The organism is Polaribacter sp. Z014 (assembly GCF_023555435.1).
Classification (GTDB): domain Bacteria; phylum Bacteroidota; class Bacteroidia; order Flavobacteriales; family Flavobacteriaceae; genus Polaribacter.
The window spans coordinates 19883-37311 of record NZ_JALCZP010000005.1; the positions used below are offsets into that span (position 1 = coordinate 19883).

12 protein-coding genes are annotated in these 17429 nt (G+C 29.6%); 3 read left to right on the forward strand and 9 right to left on the reverse strand.

Annotated features, from left to right (window positions below; translation table 11 throughout):
- Window position 1: 1 nt before the first annotated feature.
- The 7 genes from MPF19_RS08360 to MPF19_RS08390 all read right to left on the reverse strand — a co-directional run bounded on the left by MPF19_RS08360 (window position 2) and on the right by MPF19_RS08390 (window position 8756).
- Window positions 2–1966: a sensor histidine kinase gene (locus MPF19_RS08360; protein ID WP_249987739.1), complete on the reverse strand. Its 1965-nt coding sequence runs from the start codon at window positions 1964–1966 to the stop codon at window positions 2–4.
- Window positions 1967–2106: 140 nt separating this feature from the next.
- Window positions 2107–3201, reverse strand: a complete 1095-nt coding sequence (locus tag MPF19_RS08365) for a hypothetical protein (RefSeq protein WP_249987740.1) — start codon at window positions 3199–3201, stop codon at window positions 2107–2109.
- Window positions 3202–3305: 104 nt separating this feature from the next.
- The gene (locus MPF19_RS08370) at window positions 3306–3659 is read right to left on the reverse strand and encodes a DUF6686 family protein (RefSeq protein ID WP_203394371.1); all 354 of its coding nucleotides are present in this window, start codon (window positions 3657–3659) and stop codon (window positions 3306–3308) included.
- Between the two features lie 11 nt (window positions 3660–3670).
- On the reverse strand, window positions 3671–5863 hold the full coding sequence (locus MPF19_RS08375; RefSeq protein ID WP_249987741.1) for a PepSY domain-containing protein: 2193 nt from the start codon (window positions 5861–5863) through the stop codon (window positions 3671–3673).
- An 11-nt stretch (window positions 5864–5874) separates the two neighbouring features.
- On the reverse strand, window positions 5875–6366 hold the full coding sequence (locus MPF19_RS08380; protein WP_203394373.1) for a DUF2271 domain-containing protein: 492 nt from the start codon (window positions 6364–6366) through the stop codon (window positions 5875–5877).
- A gap of 12 nt (window positions 6367–6378) precedes the next feature.
- Window positions 6379–7851, reverse strand: a complete 1473-nt coding sequence (locus MPF19_RS08385; RefSeq protein WP_249987742.1) for an ankyrin repeat domain-containing protein — start codon at window positions 7849–7851, stop codon at window positions 6379–6381.
- A gap of 5 nt (window positions 7852–7856) precedes the next feature.
- Window positions 7857–8756 (reverse strand): DUF6607 family protein, encoded by a 900-nt coding sequence (locus tag MPF19_RS08390; protein WP_249987744.1) that lies wholly within the window; start codon window positions 8754–8756, stop codon window positions 7857–7859.
- 97 nt (window positions 8757–8853) lie between these two features.
- On the opposite strand from MPF19_RS08390, the gene MPF19_RS08395 reads away from it, so the two are divergent.
- Together MPF19_RS08395 and MPF19_RS08400 are read left to right on the forward strand one after the other, a co-directional pair.
- Complete coding sequence (locus tag MPF19_RS08395) at window positions 8854–10977, forward strand: TonB-dependent receptor plug domain-containing protein (RefSeq protein WP_249987745.1); 2124 nt, start codon at window positions 8854–8856, stop codon at window positions 10975–10977.
- A 25-nt stretch (window positions 10978–11002) separates the two neighbouring features.
- Window positions 11003–12085 carry an HmuY family protein gene (locus MPF19_RS08400; RefSeq protein WP_249987747.1) on the forward strand — a complete coding sequence of 361 codons (1083 nt, stop codon included), beginning with the start codon at window positions 11003–11005 and terminating at the stop codon, window positions 12083–12085.
- Between the two features lie 74 nt (window positions 12086–12159).
- On the opposite strand, the gene MPF19_RS08405 is transcribed toward MPF19_RS08400, so the two are convergent.
- Entirely contained in the window at window positions 12160–13272 is a 1113-nt protein-coding gene (locus tag MPF19_RS08405; RefSeq protein ID WP_249987748.1) for a MauE/DoxX family redox-associated membrane protein, read from the reverse strand.
- 356 nt (window positions 13273–13628) lie between these two features.
- Window positions 13629–16421 carry an excinuclease ABC subunit UvrA gene (gene uvrA, locus MPF19_RS08410; protein WP_249987750.1) on the reverse strand — a complete coding sequence of 931 codons (2793 nt, stop codon included), beginning with the start codon at window positions 16419–16421 and terminating at the stop codon, window positions 13629–13631.
- 215 nt (window positions 16422–16636) lie between these two features.
- Between uvrA and MPF19_RS08415 the strand changes: the two genes are divergently transcribed.
- The gene (locus tag MPF19_RS08415; protein ID WP_249987751.1) at window positions 16637–17224 is read left to right on the forward strand and encodes an RNA polymerase sigma factor; all 588 of its coding nucleotides are present in this window, start codon (window positions 16637–16639) and stop codon (window positions 17222–17224) included.
- Window positions 17225–17429 lie beyond the last annotated feature (205 nt).

Consider the following 17429-nt stretch of genomic DNA (forward strand, 5'->3'; position numbering starts at 1 on the left):
TTTAATAATCTGTTTTTAGGGGAATTTTAAACATAACTTTGGTACCTTTTATTTCATTTTTCTCTTTTATTTCTTCCATAGAAAATGAATTATATTTGGTTAAATGCAGAATCCGTTCTTTAGTAACTTCTAGCGCCACAGATTGATGATTTGATTTTACTTTTTTAGATTGATGAAAGCCAATGCCGTTATCTTCTATGGTAAAATATAAGAATTTATTTTTGATTTCAAATAAAAGTTTAATTGTAGCGTCTGTTTTATTAGGAAGAAAAGCGTGTTTAATACAGTTTTCTACAAAAGGCTGCAATAACATTGGCGGAATTAAAATTTCTTCGGAGTCTATATTATTTAAAGCAGTTTCAATGCTATAGTTAAAAGATTTGGAATTCATTTTTTGTTCTAAATCTAAATAATTCTTTAAAGTATCAATTTCATCTTGTAAGCTTATTTCTTCTAATCGAGAATTATTTAAGATACTTCTTAGAAGTATTGAAAACTGAGAAATGGTCTTGTTTAATTCCTTCGAATTTCCAGAATTACCAAGTGCTTTTATCCCATTTAAAACATTAAAAATAAAATGCGGATTCATTTGTAGCTGTAAGGCTTTCTGTTCTAAAGTTAATACATGATTTTCTGTTTCTAAAGCAGTAATTTTTTGTTGATTTTTTTTATTCGTTTTTCTAATATAGATTTCAATAATTGCAGCTAAAAGTAAGCATAAAAGAACGCCACATAAAATTAAAAACCAAGCTTTTTGGTAGATTGGGGTTTCTATAAAAAATGAAAAAGACACTTTTTTACTAAGTAGGCTTCCTTCTTTAGATTGAATTGTAAACGTATAATCTCCTGCTTTTAAATTTGCAAAATCAACTTTATTTTGATGACTCCAAGGCGTAAACTCATTGTTTAGTTGATAACGATATTCTATGTTCTTCGGACTCTTTAAATTGATCGTTTTAAAAGAAAACGAAATGTTATTCTCATTTGGTTTTAAGGCTAGTTTGGCAATGTTTAAAGAATCGATTAATTTATAATTTACAGCAATACTTTCAATAAAAATTGTAGGTTTAACTATGGCTATAGCAGTACTATATTTGTACAATCCTTTGTTTAAGCTTGCAATCCAAACAGAATTATGGTTGTCTTTAAAAACAGTATTTATTTTATCAGAAATAGCAGCATTGTATTTGTTTATTTTTCTATTAAATAGATACGTATTTGCATCTAAAATGTCAATTCCCTTTTTTTGGGAAGTAACCCAAATTTCATCATTTATTTTTTTGATAGATGAAATGTTTTCTAACGTAGAGATACTTTTTAAAATACTATTATCACCAATAATTTTTAACCCTTTATTATACGTTGACGCAATTAACTGATTCTTATTTATTAAAAGAGAGGTGCTGTTTTCTTCTAAAATTCTATTAACTTTTAATGGTTTGTAAAGTTTGTCTATACTCCATAAACCTTTTATAGAAGCTATATAAATGCTGTTTTTAAAAGAAATAATGTCATTAATAATAGAAAAATCTATTTGAGTATTTATCTTTAAAGGCTGTATATAATCTTTTTTCAATTCGCAAACTCCTTGCACGGTTGCTAAAACTATTTTATTACGAATCGATTTTATTTTAAGAATTTCTTTACTCTCATAAAATGTAGATTTGTTATTTTGTAGTAGTAAAAGTCCGGTTTTTAAACCGATATAAATTTTGCCTTTTTCAATAAAAATACAAGTTGCTTTTTCTTGTTTGTAGTTCGTGAAATTTACACCATCAAATTTTGAGTAACCATTATCGGTTGCAATCCATAAATAACCTATCTCATCTTGAACAATATTATTTATTACGGTTGATGGTAATCCGTCTGAAATTGAAAAATTTTGAAGTTGATTCTCTTGAGAATGTATCGGTTTTATCAGGAAAAAAATAAGAAAAAATATTAAAAAGATGAGATTCTTTTTCATGCTACGTTTAGAAAAATAGGGTAAAAACAAAATTTTAAAAAATATTTTCATGATAACAAATTTACTAATTAAAACGTCATTACACCTTTTTTAATTTTGGGTAATGACGTTTATTACTATACAATTTCTTTTTCAGTTTACTATTTCATTGCGTATAAGCGTTTATTATTCGTGTCTGGTTCTATATGTTTTAAATCTCCATAAGGTTTAATTAAGGGTTTTAAGACTACCAAACCAGTTGTTCTACCTCTAATAATTAGGGTGCTATTTTTTGTACTCCAATTCCATCTGTATTTTTCTAACGGAATGTTATGTTTGTTAATTTCTACCATTAGCTCTTCATGTAACTCAATCCAGTCCATTACTTCTTCTTGAGAAGTGAATATTGGCATTTCATCATCGGTGTTATGAAAACCAAATTCCCACTTAATTGGTATAGAAAATTGAGTTGTATATGCTTCACCTACATATCTTTCTTCTTCATTATTAAGTGCATCATACCAAATGATTTCTTTTTCTTCAGGGTATTTTCTTGCAATTTCTTTAGATAAATCAATTTTTCCTGGCGAATGAGCTGTAGGATAAAATACATAATAAGGTTGTGCTAAATAGTAGTTAGAAAACTTACCACTAAAAACAGTGTAATAAGGAGATGCAATAACTTTTGGTAAAGTTGGTGCGGAAAAAGCATCTTTTAAAGTTTTTAATAATTCTGTATTTTCTACTAAACCAGACGCATGAAACACTATTTTAGTATCTTTATTTACTACATTTTTAAGGGTTGGTAGAGTACCTTGTGTAATACTTCTTCTTAAGGTTTCTGTTGTAATTTTATCTCCCTTTACAATGGTTTCTAAATTCATACCTTTATAAGGATTGCTTTTATTTACAATATGAACATCACCATAAGGATTTGTGTTTGCATTTTTATTTAACCATACAATAATTTCTTCCAGAGAATATTGTCCGTCAATTATTTTGATGCCTTTTTCCTGAAAATAAGTTCTTGCGTTGGAATAATAAGTTTCATTTCCTTTATCGAAACCAGCTATAAAAACAATTGGTTTTCTATACTGAAACTCTGTTGTTGTTTCCTTTTCAATAGGAATGTTATTGTCTGCAATATTAATAATTTCATTTTCCTTTTTTATTTCGTTGTTATCACAACTGATAAAAGGACTGCTTAATAGGATTAAACCTGCTACAAATACTGATTTTTTTAAGAGCGTTTTCATAATTTCTGCTTTTTTAAGTGTTAATACACTGTAAAAGTAGAAGGGAAGTTGACTTAAATTTTACCGGTTTTAGAATCCGTAGATAATGAATTAGAATTCGTAATTTAATTTAAGATTAAAGTATAATCAATGTCTGCAGTAGTTATCATTTCACTTTTATTGCCTGTGCTAATACCTAAAAGTATTTTTAATTCTTCAATTTCATAAGAATCAAAAACCAATACTAAATTCTGATGAAAAGTGGGTACAGGTATTTTTCTTCTTTGCGTTGTACTTGCGCTATACTCTAACCAATAATTAATATCTATTTCTGCAACATATTCTTTAAATTTATTCAGTTGTTCTTCATTAAACTGAAAAAAGATATTATTGAAAACAAGGTTATAATTTTTGCAATCTTTACAAACAGATATTTCTCCGTTTTTAACGCTGGATATTATTTTAGATTTTTGGCACATTGTTTTAATTTTTAGTAACAGTCAGTTTTTATTTGATTGTTTTCTTCAAATTTATGTAATGAAGATTGCAAGTGTGTTTTAGATATTTCTTCTAATACTTTAGTTACACCTTTTTGCATGGAAATAGATCCGCAAAGCATAATTATATTTCCATTATTTAAAGTATCTGCAATTAATTTTGAGTGATTAATTAATACATCTTGAACGTATGTTTTCTCTTTTCCTTCTTGAGAATACGCAGCATAAAAGGAATGAAGTGTATTATTGTTTAAAGCAGTATTTATATTTTTTTTATAGATTTCAAAAGATTCTTTTGTTCTTCCTCCCCAAAATAAATGAACTTTTGTTTTAGATTTCTTTTGATGAATCATTCCTAAAAAGGGAGCAATTCCGGTTCCGTTGGCAATTAAAACAACTTCTTTTGTTTTCTTCGGAAGATGAAATGCCGCATTCTTTTGAATGTTAGCAACCATTTTATTACCTTTTTGTAAACTATTAAAATAGGTAGAACAAAGTCCGAATTCATGTTTTTTAATACTTAGCAGAATTGTATCGTCAATTTTAGCAATAGAGTATAAGCGGCTTCTTGTTTCATCTTTTGGTGTGATAGCAAGTAAATCTCCAGATTGGAATTTCGATTTTTTATTCGGCTTTAATTCAATTAAAAAAGTGTCATCAATATTAATTTCTGTTTTACGTACCACTTTAAACTCTTGTTCCTCTTTCTTAAAACTGAGAAGGTTTTCTGAGGTTATAGTAAGTTCCATTTTGTAGAAAGTATTCCATTCTTTTAACCATTGATTAAAATCAGAAAAAGACTGATTATTCACTTTAAAAAGAGGTAAAACCGGAATAAATTTATCTTGTAATTGTAGGCTAGCTTGCACTAAAATTGCAAACTTACAGTACTGTGTATATTCTTTAGAGCCAAAACCAACTACAGAAAAATTTAAACTATTTTTTTGAGGTATTTTTTCAATCTTTTTAACGAATTTATTGGCATTTATAGGGGCATCACCTTCACCATAAGTAGCGGCAAATACAATAATGTTTTTTGCATTTTTATACGTTGTATATGCGTTTAATTCTGATAAAAAAACGGTTTTACCATTTGCTATTAATGCTTTGTAGAAAGCAGAAGCAAAGTTAAATGTACTTCCGGTTTCGGAACCCACAAGAATAATAAATTCAGCATTATCTTTATTGTATTTGTTTTTTATCAACGTAGTTTTCTTTCTTCTTTTGAGGGTCATATAAAACCCCGAAAAAATAAAGAATAAAATAGCAAAGCAAGATAATAACAAGACAATAGACCATAAAATAGATCCTTTACCTGTATGAAGTAATAAACTATAATAAGAACCAAAAGTAACTAAAGGTTGTTTTTTTAAACTGATTATTTGCCCGGTAATTTGATTTACAGCAGCTTCTTTATTTGTAAGTTTTATATAGAAATAATCTTCTTTATCTGAAGAAAAAGGGAACTCTATTTTTTTAACTTGGTCTAATTTTGTGGATGTAAAGAATTTAGAATCAACATTGTTTTCTATCTTTTTTGTTGATGAAATTGTTACATGTTTACTTTTGTCCTTAGGTAATAAAGAAAACTTTTCTAATGATAAATAAACTCCGGTTATGGTAATAATGATAATAGGAATTAAAGTATATCTACCAATAATTATATGATAATATTGATTAAAATCTTCTTTAATAATTTTAGAGAAAAACTTAGAAATACCACCTTGTCTTTTTGTGATTAATATAATGCCCGTTATAGAAATTAAGAACAATAAAAAAGAGACAATACCGATAATAATTCTCCCCGTAGATTTTAAGAAAAGCGAACGATGTAAGTTTTTTGCAAACTCATAAATTGGTTTTTTCTTTATGATTTCGCCAATTTTTTCACCTGTTTTTGGGTTGATGTAAAAGGTAGCACTTTTACCGTTTTCTAAAATAACATTAGCAGACACAAAATCATTCTCATCAACTTCTATGGAGATTACTTCATTGTATTTTTGTTGTAATATGTTAATTGTTTCTGCAATAGAAACGTCACTTGTAGCAACAACATCAAACGAATTTAACTTATCTGATATTGGTTCAAAAGCTAATATAATTCCGGTTACAGAAGCAATTATAATAAATAAAGCAGTAGATATAGCCAGGGTTAAGTGGCTATATCTCCAAATAGAAATTGTCATTCAGTTTTTTTTTATTGTGCTAACATTCTTACGTAACGGATAAATCCCTTACCTTCAATTTTAGATTTTAAGTTGTCTGTTGTAAGTTCAAATTCTACATCATCTTTATGATATTTTTGATCTTCCACAGCCGTTTCAAAACGAATTTTATAGCCTTTGTCTATTTTATCTTTATCAATTCTAATTACGCTAATTGTACGCTGACCGCCGCTAATGGTAGCTCCTGTAATTGCATCAATTTCTGCTCTTTTTTTACCTTGAAAATTCCACCATTCTGTAATGTCAAAATACCATTCATCATCATCACCTTGCACATACAAAGTTTCTTCATATTCGCCTTTTGGGTTTAATAATGAAACCACAACATAAGCACCTTCGCCAGTGTAATTTTTCATCTGAATCATACATTTGTATGGAGTACTTTCACTTGCTTTCTTAAAGCTGAATAAAGCTGTTACTGCCAATAAAAATATTGGAATAATAAGTAAGATTTTTTTAATCATTGTTCTAGGGTCTTATTTTAAAAAGTTGATATTTTGTGTATTCAATAATTCGTTTTCTGAAGCTAAATCAAAAATAGATTCATCAAAATCTGTTTTTACATTTTTGTTGGCACCAATACTTAGTAAATATTTAATGGTTTCTGTATTTTTTGCTTTCATAACTGCAATTTGTAGCGCAGATAAGTTTTCTTTATTTAGTGTATTTACATCAATATTGAAAGGCGCTAGTTTTTTTAATAAAGGCAAATTATTTTCTTGAGCAGCAATATGTAATAAAGTATTTCCAGAATTTTGAAGTTGATTTAGAACCAATCCATTTTTCTCTAATAGGTTTAATTTAGCGTCAAAAATTTCTGGCTTATTCACTTTAAAAGTATTCAACAAATAGTACGATAATGTATTCCCATCTTTATCCGTTGTGTAAATATCTGCACCTTTTTCTAATAAATAGGTAATAACGTCTACAGAGTTTCTACTCACTGCGTTTGTTAATGCAGAACGCCCATCATTATTTTTTAGGTTGATGTTTTTTACATCCTTAGCTAATAATTTTACAACTTTTAAAGTGTTGCTATTGGCAGCATTCATGAAAGGAGAATTCCCTTCTTTATCTTGTAAATTAGTAGAAACCCCTTTATTTATAAAGTAATTAAAAACGGCAAGATCCTTATTGTTTCTAGCTATAAAATGAAGCGGATTTCTATTATTGTCATCAACAACATTTGGTTTTATACCATTTTTTTCTAAAAATTGATATGTTTCTAATTTATTCTGACTTCTTCTAGAACCTTGTGCAGCAAATAACATCGCATTCTTTCCGGTGTTAATTCCTTTATCTAAAAGGATTTTTAAGAACTGTGTATTTCCTCCTTTGGCAGCATATTCAAACAATCCGTTTCCGTTGGCATCTTTATCGTTTAAAGTAGCTCCTTTTGTGGTAAGGTATGCAACCAATTTAAAATCTTTTAAATGAGGAGCTACTAATAATAAAGCATTTGCGCCGTCATGGTTTTTCTCTATAGTAATGTCTGCACCAACACTAAAACTGTATTTATACAATTCTATATCTAACTGACCAGCGGAAGCGGCAAAATTTAAAAAAGTGTTACCATGGGTATCAATAATATTTGTTTTTGCTCCTTTAGCAATAACATGTTTCATAATTTCTAAGTTGTTCGTATAAGCAGCCCAAAAAATATAAGTTCGTCCATCGTGTGTTTTTTTATTGACATCGTTTCCTTTTTTAGTTAAAAGGTATTCAATTGTTTTATTATTTGTTTTGCTTAAAATAGCATATACAACACCGTCAAATGCATTTTTATTGGATGCAGAAACGTCATTTCCTTCAGCAATTTTTTGGTCTATAGTAGCAATATTAGGGTTTGTTTCCCAAAAGCTTCTCTCATGAAAAATATTTGATTTTTGTGCTGATAATGTAATACTTATTAGTAAAAATAGTATTGATATTCTATGTGTTTTTTTCATTCTTATTATTTTACAAATGATTCAATTATTGCATTCATTTCTTTCTCTTCTGTTATTTTATCAGAAAATAAAAACTTGTACAATGGTTTATTATCTACTTTAGTTTCTAAGGATAAATCTTTATTTCTACCATAAACTTCATTCCATTTATTTCTTACCAATTGCCATTTATTAGTGTTTGTTGTCCACCAATCTGCTGCTGCTTTACATCTGCTATTAGCTACTTTTACGTAAGTGTTATATCCTTTTTCTTTAGCTAAAACAACATCTTCTTTACCTGCTTCTCTAATGATTTTACTGTTATCTTGGTCATGAACCCAACCATAGCTTGTAATTTCATGTCTATTCCCTCTTAAAGTAATGTTGTAATCGCTTCTTTTAGTGTATTCTCTTCTAGGTAAAGGAGCTGTTGTTTCGTTTTCCCAGTAGTTTTTTCCATCTACATGAACCCAAGTTCCGGATCCTTCGTAACGCGGACTATCATCTACTTGATACACTTTTTGTGTCCACTGACCTTTTACCTCTTTTTTGCTTTTCTGCTCAAAAGTCCAGTTATTATCACCGTTATACGTGTAAAAATCTTTGTTTTGGAATAACCAATCTTGTCTCCAATGTTTTATAATCATCGGTTCTGCAGGATTACCAACTTGTAGTAAATGCTGAATTGATATTTTATTGTTTCCATCTTCAACCAATGTTGCCCACTCTAAACCTTTATCAACTTTAGTTTTAGAAGGTTTGTAGTTTTCATCTTTACTATAATTAAAAGTTTCTGCAAAGTTAAAAGTAACTTCATAACAACCACACATTTTTTTTATGGCGTTTTTATCTTTTGTTTTTTTGCTTTGTGCATTCATCGAAATTGACAAAAGAAGTAGTAGTGTGCTTAATAGTAATTTATTCATTTTTATTCTTTTTGTTTGGTTTTTAATTTCGACAAAAATATAAAATTTATTTAGATTGATTAAAAATAACGTATATATTTGTCGAAAATTATTAAGAATGTTTCTAAATAGAGGAATTGCAATTGTATTACTATTATTTTCATTGCCTATTTTTAGTCAAGAAAAGGATTCAACAAACACTACTGTCTTAGATGAAGTGGTGGTTACCGGACAGTACAATGCTCAATCCGTTAAAAAATCGGTACATAATGTAACAGTTATAAAAAGGGAGCAGATAGAAAATCAGGCAGCAAATAATTTAGCAGATTTATTAAATTTCAATTTAAACTTAACCATTATGCCTAGTTCTCAAACCGGAAAATCTACGATTTCTTTCTTCGGATTAGATGCTCAATATTTTAATATTTTGGTTGATAATATTCCGTTAGTAAGCGATAACGGTTTAGGAAACAATATAGACTTAACGCAAATTAATTTAGACGATGTTCAGCAAATAGAAATTGTAGAAGGCGCAATGGGCGTAGAGTATGGTGCCAATGCTGTGTCTGGAGTTATAAATATTATCACTAAGAAATCGATTACTAATAAGTGGAATATTAAAGCATCTTTACAAGAAGAAACCGTAAGTGATGAGTATGCTTGGTTTGATGAAGGTAGGCATATACAAGCATTAAATATTGGGCATAATATTAATGAAAATTGGTTTGCTAGAGTTGGTGTAAATCGTAATCAATTTGCAGGTTTTTATAATGGAAGACAAGGTAAAGGATATTATCAAAACGATGGTTTAAGAGGTTATGATTGGTTGCCAAAAGAACAGCTTAATTCCACTGCTTTTGTACAGTATAAAAAACAAAATTTTCAGTTATTTTATAAGTTTGAATACTTTAATGAGACTATAAATTATTACGACGCTGCTGTTAGAGCAAATATTGATATAGAGGCACAAACGAGTAATCCGACTGCAACGGATAAAAATTTTAGAACGCATAGATTTGTAAATAATGTAAACCTTGTAGGAAGTTTAAATTCTGGAGCTAATTACAATGTTTCATTATCCTATCAGCAGCAAAAGCGTTATTTAAACGAGTTTAACTATTACATTTTAAGTACAGAAAAAAGTGATGAAACTGATGAAGTTTATCAATCTAGTAAAGTTTTCTTTTCTAAAGGAAGCATCAATAATTTGGTTAAAAGTGATTTTTTAAACTTTCAGTTAGGATATGAAACAAGGTTTATAAATGGTTTTGACACACAAGCTTCTGGAGATGTTACACAGCTAGATAAAACTCAATCTCAGAACAATTATGCTTTTTATACCTCGTCTGAACTAAAATTTTCTGATGCTTTTACGTTAAGACCTGGTGTACGGTACGAGTATAATTCCTTATTCAAATCTAAATTATTGGCTTCTCTAAGTGCACGTTATTTAATGAATAATGGATTTGAATTACGTGGTAATATTGGAACTTCATATAGAACTCCAAATTTCGAGGAATTGTATTATTATTTTGTTGATTCTAACCACGATGTAAGAGGGAATGAAAACCTGAATCCAGAAAACGGATTTACTGCGTTTATCAACCTAAAAAAATACAGTTATATTGATGAGTTTTCTCTGTTAAATACATTAAAATTAAGCTATTTAGATGTTGCTGATAAAATAGATCTTGCAATTGTAAATCCCACGCCTTTACAATATCAGTACATTAATATTGATGCGTATAAATTATGGGGAGTTTCTTCTGAAAATAGCATCAAAAAAGACAATTGGACTTTTAATTTAGGCGCTACTTTACAAGGTATTTCTAGAATTGCTACCAATGAAGTAAATGCAGAAAACGACTTTTTGTATTCCTTTCAATTAAATACGAGTGCCAATTATAACATCAAAAAATGGAAAACAGCACTTACTGTATTATTTAAACACAATGGTAACCAGCAGAACTATATTTCATCTGGTGTAGATGATAATGGGAATGCTGTATTTTCTAAATCTACCACAAGCGCTTATAATTGGGTAGATGCTTCTATAAAAAAATCATTCTTTAAAAACAAAATTCAAGCCACTTTAGGCGGAAGAAACTTATTTGATGTTACCAATGTAAATGTGAGTAACGCAAGTACAGATGGAGCAATTCATGCCTCAAATAACAATTCTTTGTTATTAGGCTACGGACGCTCTTATTACCTAAAACTATTATATAATCTTAATTTTTAAACACTAATAACCAAATATTAAAATCATGACTAATAAATTTTTAACTTTTATTTTATGTGCAGCTGTATTTTCTTTTACAAGTTGTAGTTCAGAAGACACACCTCAAGCTCCAATAGTTGTAGTAATAGATGGCGCAGCAGTTTCACCAGAAGTTGGTGGACCCAATGAACCAAATCAAGTATATGTAGATTTAAGTACAAATACAACTACGGTTGTAAAAAGAGACTCTTGGGATTTAGGTTTCTATTCAGGATCTGAATTTAGAATAACCATAAATGGCTCACTTTATATGGCAACAGCTCAATTATCTACAACAGATATAGATGCTGTAAATTCTACTACAGAAGAAGTGTTAGAATTACAAGGTAAAGTTGCTGTAGGTACTTTTGATCCTGCAAACACTGCTTATGTAGATGCACCAAGCGGAACAATAACCGAAACTGCAATTGCAGAAATTTCTGATGCTGATACTAGTAATAATGTGTACTTAGTAAACTTAGGGTATGAAGTTGGTACGGAAGCAGCATCTACAGGAAGTGTTGCTGTTGCAGGAGATGCTAGAGGATGGAAAAAAGTAAGAATCTTAAAAAATGGTAATAATTATGTATTGCAATATGCAGATTTAGATGCTACTACACATAAAGAAGTAACAATTTCTAAGAGTGCAACGCATAGTTTTACTTATTTTAGTTTTAATACAGAAAGTGAAGTTACTGTTGCTCCAGAAAAAGCTAATTGGGATTTAAACTTTACTGTTTTTACAAACGAAATTACAGATTATGGTTCTTATGGTTATGCAGATTTTGTAGTAAATAATTCAAGGTCTTCTTCATTAATTTATATGATAGATACAGAAGTAGATGCATATACTTATGATGCTTTTTCTTTAACAGATGTTGATGCAACAAAATTTACAACAGACCAACGAAGTATTGGAAGTAGTTGGAGAAATGGTGGTGGACCAGGAAGTTTACCTTCTTTAAAAGACAATGTATTTTATGTTGTAAATGACACCGATGGCAACCTATATAAATTGAAGTTTTTAGCACTAACAAACGAAGCAGGAGAACGTGGGCATCCTGAATTTGTGTATAGTTTGTTACAATAATATAATTCCATAGCAATCTTTAGATTGTAGTTTTAGTTGGAAAGGCCGTTTAGATGAAAGTTTAAACGGCTTTTTTATTTCTTAATAACATTGTTATAGTTTAACAATTGCGTTAAACCTTCTTTATCTGGATCTTCTGCAAAAGAACGCAGATAAGTATCTAAATATTCAATGGCTCTATCTTCTGGATAAAACAAAACTTTGTTTTGGTCTGTAGACCATTCTATGATATTTATATAGGTTTTTCCTTCAAAAGTTCTATAAAAATTTTTAGCATTTTCCGGTAGTTTTTCTTGCAGCTCTTCATCAATATAGATAATGTAATATTTTAAATCTGCTGTAAAAAAATGGAAGGATAACAGGTTGTCATAAAAACCAGTTAGATTATTCGCCAATGGTAAAATTATAGTAAAAACCAATACAGCTATTTTTTGTTTGTTAAAAAACTGTAAGAAAAATTCTAAAGCATTCGTTGTTTTTAAAGTCCAAAAAATGATAACAACACTTAACATGTTCTGAATATTCCAAGGGACAACATTATAACCATATCCTAAATAGAATAATAGAAAAGTAATTGTTCCGTGCATGCATAGAATAAAAACGACTCCGAATTTTCTTGTCTTATTAAAGAGTAGTAAAACACCCATTAAAGCTTCTAACCAAGGTACTGCATACGTAAAAGAAACTAAAAACCATTGCGGTAAAAAACTAAAATGTTTGTTGATGGCGCTTAACCATTGTATGTAAAAAGCTTCATTTAATTTCTGAATTCCGCTCCAGAAATAGGTAGCGAAAAAGATAAGAATGATGGCATATAATATTTTTCTCGGATTTGCTTTTCTATTGAAAATTTCAATTGCAAAAATGGTTAAGAAACTTTGATAGAAGTAAGGCTGCAGTCTATTTTGATCTGCGAGTGCTAAAAATAGATAGAGTGCAAGGATAGTCCAACCTTGCCACCTTTTGTTCTGAAAAATGTAGACAACTTGAATTAAGAAAAAGAATCCGGCTAAAATATAATCGAACGGATATGTTGGTATTGGTAACCAATCGAACAACGGGATTACTGGGAAGTTTTTTGTGGTGACCCATAATTTTGGAGCGTACACCATCATCACTAAAACCGCAAGAATAGCAAGGATTCTTACCCAGTTTATTTTCTGTTTGTCTGTTAGGTTTGTAATCATCGTATTATTTATTTAACTAGACCTCACAGGTTTTTAAAACCTGTGAGGTCTTAATATCTATCTATTTTATTTTCTAACTCTTGTCATTTCGAAATGAACTTTTTCAGTGATTGAGAAATCTCATAATTTAATTCTATATGATAAGATTTCTCCTTATTCTTCGCAAGGAATGACAAACATACTTTAACGATATCTCTTTATTGGCAAACAAGTCTAGCCCTGATTGAAACGGCATCCTTTTTATTGCTTTTATAAATAAGCGTCTTTCTTCAATTAAGAGATTGCCACAGTTTACAAAAAACTAAACTTCGCAATGACAGCTATAAAAAGATACAGTGAAAAGCAGGAAATAGCTTCTAATAAACCAGTTTCTCTGCCAAATATTTAGCGGTATAAGATTCCTTATTTTTAATTAAATCCTCTGGAGTTCCTTGAAAAATAAGGTTTCCACCATTTTTACCACCTTCTAAACCTAAATCTATAATATAATCTGCACATTTAATTAATTCGATATTGTGTTCTATGACAATAATGGAATGTCCTTTGTCGATTAAAGCATTAAATGACGCTAATAATTTTTTAATATCATGAAAATGTAAACCTGTTGTAGGTTCATCAAAAATAAATAATGCCTTGTCTTTGGTGTTTCCTTTTACTAGAAAGGAAGCCAATTTTATACGCTGCGCTTCTCCTCCAGAAAGGGTAGAAGAAGATTGGCCTAATTTTACATATCCCAAACCAACATCTTGCAACGGTTTTAATTTACTGGCAATTTTAGGAACTAAGTTTTCCGAGAAAAAAGCAACAGCATCATCGATGGTAAGGTTTAGAATATCATCAATAGATTTTCCGTCGAATTTAACTTCTAATACTTCTTTTTTAAAGCGCTTTCCGTTACAAACATCGCATTCTAAATGCACATCTGCCATAAATTGCATTTCAATAGTAACTTCTCCTTCACCTTTACAAACTTCACAACGACCGCCTTCTACATTAAAAGAAAAGTGTTTGGGCTTGTAATTTCTGATGGTTGATAATTTTTGATTTGCAAACAATGAACGAATATCATCATAAGCCTTAATATACGTTACCGGATTGGAACGAGAAGAACGACCAATAGGATTTTGATCGATAAATTCTACATGTTTTAAAGTATCAAAATCACCAATAACATCTGTGTGTTGACCGACTTTTTCTCCGTGACCAATCAGTTTTTTTTGCGTTGTTGGGTACAAAATACTTTTAACCAACGTACTTTTTCCGGAGCCAGAAACTCCGGTAATTACAGACAAACAATTTAAAGGAAATGTAACATCTACATTTTTTAAATTGTTTTCTCTGGCACCAATAATTTGTATTTTATTTCTATAAGTTCTACGTTTTGTAGGGACTTCTATTTTTAATTCTTCGTTTAGATATTTTGCTGTTAAAGATTCTGATTTTAAGATTTCTTTAAAGTTTCCTTCTGCAACTACATGACCACCAAGAGTTCCGGCTTCCGGACCAATATCTATAATATAATCGGCCTCTCGCATAATATCTTCATCGTGTTCTACCACCACAACCGTGTTTCCAAGATCTCGTAAATCTTTTAAAACACCAATCAATCTTTCGGTATCTTTTGGATGCAAACCAATACTAGGTTCATCTAAAATATACATAGAACCAACTAAAGAACTTCCAAGAGAAGTAGCTAAATTGATACGCTGACTTTCACCTCCAGAAAGTGTGTTAGAGGTTCTGTTGATGGTTAAATAAGACAAGCCAACATCGGTTAAAAACAACAAACGATTGTTGATTTCTGTTAACAAACGTTTTCCTATTTTTTCTTCGTATTTGTCTAATTTGATGTTCTTAAAAAAGACAGCCAATTCATCTAAAGGAAGCGTTACTAAATCTGAAATTGTTTTCTCATTTATTTTTACAAAATTAGCTTCGTGTCTTAAACGTTTTCCGTTACACGATGTACATTTTGTTTTTCCGCGGTAGCGAGAAAGCATCACTCTATTCTGTATTTTATAACTCTTTTCTTCTAAAACGGTAAAGAAATGATGTATTCCGTTAAAGGATTTATTTCCGTTCCAAACTAATTCCTTTTGTTCTTCGGTTAACTCAAACCAAGGTTTATGAATAGGAATATCAAATTGATACGCAACGTCTATTAAGTCTTCCTTATAATGTATATAAGAAGGAGTCTTAAACGGAAAAATACAATCTTCCATTATTGATAAACCAGTATTTGGTATCACCAAATCTTCATCAATACCAATTACATTTCCATACCCTTCACAAGTAGGACAAGCACCATACGGATTGTTAAAACTGAATAAATGTGTATTGGGTTCTAGAAATGACATTCCATCTAAATCGAACTTATTACTAAATTCTGTTACTTTATTGTCTGCTAAATTTTCTATAAAACAAATGCCTTTTCCTTCAAAAAAAGCAGTTTGAATTGAATCAGCCAATCGATTGTAAAAATCTTCATCGTCTTTGGTTATAATTCTATCTACAACCAAATGTAAAGGTTCATTTTTAAATTCGCCTTGTGGAAAATCTGAAATTCTATATACCTTATCATTCCATTTTATACGGGCATATCCTTGTTGCTCTAAAACTTGTAAAACTGTTTTTAAGTCGCGGTTTTCATCAATAGAAATAGGTGCTAACAGTAAAAGTTTTGTTTTGTTTTCAAATTTTTTAACAAAAGTTACCACATCCGAAACCGTATCTTTTTTTACTTCTTTACCAGAAATAGGAGAGAAGGTTCTACCAATTCTGGCATATAATAATTTTATATAATCGTAAATTTCTGTTGAGGTACCTACTGTAGAACGCGGGTTTGTAGAATTTACTTTTTGCTCAATAGCAATTGCAGGAGCAATGCCTTTTATATAATCTACCTTAGGTTTGTGTAATTTTCCTAAAAACTGACGCGCATAAGAACTTAAACTCTCTACATAACGTCTTTGACCTTCTGCATACAACGTATCAAAAGCTAAAGAAGATTTTCCTGAACCAGAAAGACCTGTAATAACTACCAATTTATTTCTTGGTATAACTACGTCTATGTTCTTTAAATTGTGGAGTCTAGCTCCTTTAATTATAATGTTTTCTTTAGGATTTACTTTAGAAATGTCAGTCTTCATTCATCAAAAATATAAGCTATAAAAATACCTTTTTTTTAAGCCAATATAAAAGAAATGTTAATGAATTTTGTTAATTTATTTGTTGATTTGAAAAATAATAAGGATATTTACAATTCATAAGCACCACTAAATTAGAAGCATATACATAAAAAACTACTTTTAAATTATTAATTTAATAATAAAATCGAAGAACAACTTGTTCTTTAAAAGTGGTTATGGTGCAAAAAAACTCAATTACAGACAGTACTTTAGTAAGCGGTTATATACATGGAAATGAAGCAGCTTTAGAGGTTTTAATTAAAAGACATCATCAAAGACTGTTTAGCTTTATTTATAGTAAAGTTAAAGATAGAGATATTACAGAAGACATTTTTCAGGATACATTTATAAAAGTTATTAGAACATTAAAAAAAGGAAATTATAACGAGGAAGGTAAATTCTTACCTTGGGTTATGAGAATTTCTCATAATTTGGTGATAGATCATTTTAGAAAAATGAATAGAATGCCAACATTTAAAAATACAGATGAATTTGATATTTTTTCTGTGTTGGGTGATGGTAACTTAAATGCAGAAAAAAAAATTATACAAGAGCAGATACATAATGATGTAAGGGAGCTTGTAAATGAGTTACCAGAGGAACAAAAAGAAGTTTTGGTAATGCGTATGTATAAAGATATGAGTTTTAAAGAAATTAGCGAAAATACGGGAGTTAGTATTAATACAGCGCTCGGTAGAATGCGTTATGCACTTATAAATATGCGTAAATTAATAGAAAAGCATAAAATTATTTTGGTAGAATAACAATAAAAGAAAAAAGGTGTCGTTAGTTGTTTATAACCAGTTTATTAAATTAACTATATGATGCAAATTTACTCTAAAAAGCCTTCGGATTTTCGGATGCAACCTAAACAAGAAACAGTTCAATTTTTGATTAATTTTTCCAAATCGCTAACTTTTGTAAAAACGAAATCAAAAGACTTCATTGAATTGAATTTGAATTAAGAGA

Excerpts from the sequence above, each read along its gene's own strand:
- MPF19_RS08370 (WP_203394371.1), bottom strand. The coding sequence starts at position 3,659 with ATGTGCCAAAAATCTAAAATAATATCCAGCGTTAAAAACGGAGAAATA.
- MPF19_RS08360 (WP_249987739.1), bottom strand. The coding sequence starts at position 1,966 with ATGAAAAAGAATCTCATCTTTTTAATATTTTTTCTTATTTTTTTCCTG.
- MPF19_RS08380 (WP_203394373.1), bottom strand. The coding sequence starts at position 6,366 with ATGATTAAAAAAATCTTACTTATTATTCCAATATTTTTATTGGCAGTA.
- MPF19_RS08375 (WP_249987741.1), bottom strand. The coding sequence starts at position 5,863 with ATGACAATTTCTATTTGGAGATATAGCCACTTAACCCTGGCTATATCT.
- MPF19_RS08415 (WP_249987751.1), top strand. The coding sequence starts at position 16,637 with ATGGTGCAAAAAAACTCAATTACAGACAGTACTTTAGTAAGCGGTTAT.
- MPF19_RS08385 (WP_249987742.1), bottom strand. The coding sequence starts at position 7,851 with ATGAAAAAAACACATAGAATATCAATACTATTTTTACTAATAAGTATT.
- MPF19_RS08400 (WP_249987747.1), top strand. The coding sequence starts at position 11,003 with ATGACTAATAAATTTTTAACTTTTATTTTATGTGCAGCTGTATTTTCT.
- MPF19_RS08365 (WP_249987740.1), bottom strand. The coding sequence starts at position 3,201 with ATGAAAACGCTCTTAAAAAAATCAGTATTTGTAGCAGGTTTAATCCTA.
- MPF19_RS08405 (WP_249987748.1), bottom strand. The coding sequence starts at position 13,272 with ATGATTACAAACCTAACAGACAAACAGAAAATAAACTGGGTAAGAATC.
- MPF19_RS08395 (WP_249987745.1), top strand. The coding sequence starts at position 8,854 with ATGTTTCTAAATAGAGGAATTGCAATTGTATTACTATTATTTTCATTG.
- uvrA (WP_249987750.1), bottom strand. The coding sequence starts at position 16,421 with ATGAAGACTGACATTTCTAAAGTAAATCCTAAAGAAAACATTATAATT.
- MPF19_RS08390 (WP_249987744.1), bottom strand. The coding sequence starts at position 8,756 with ATGAATAAATTACTATTAAGCACACTACTACTTCTTTTGTCAATTTCG.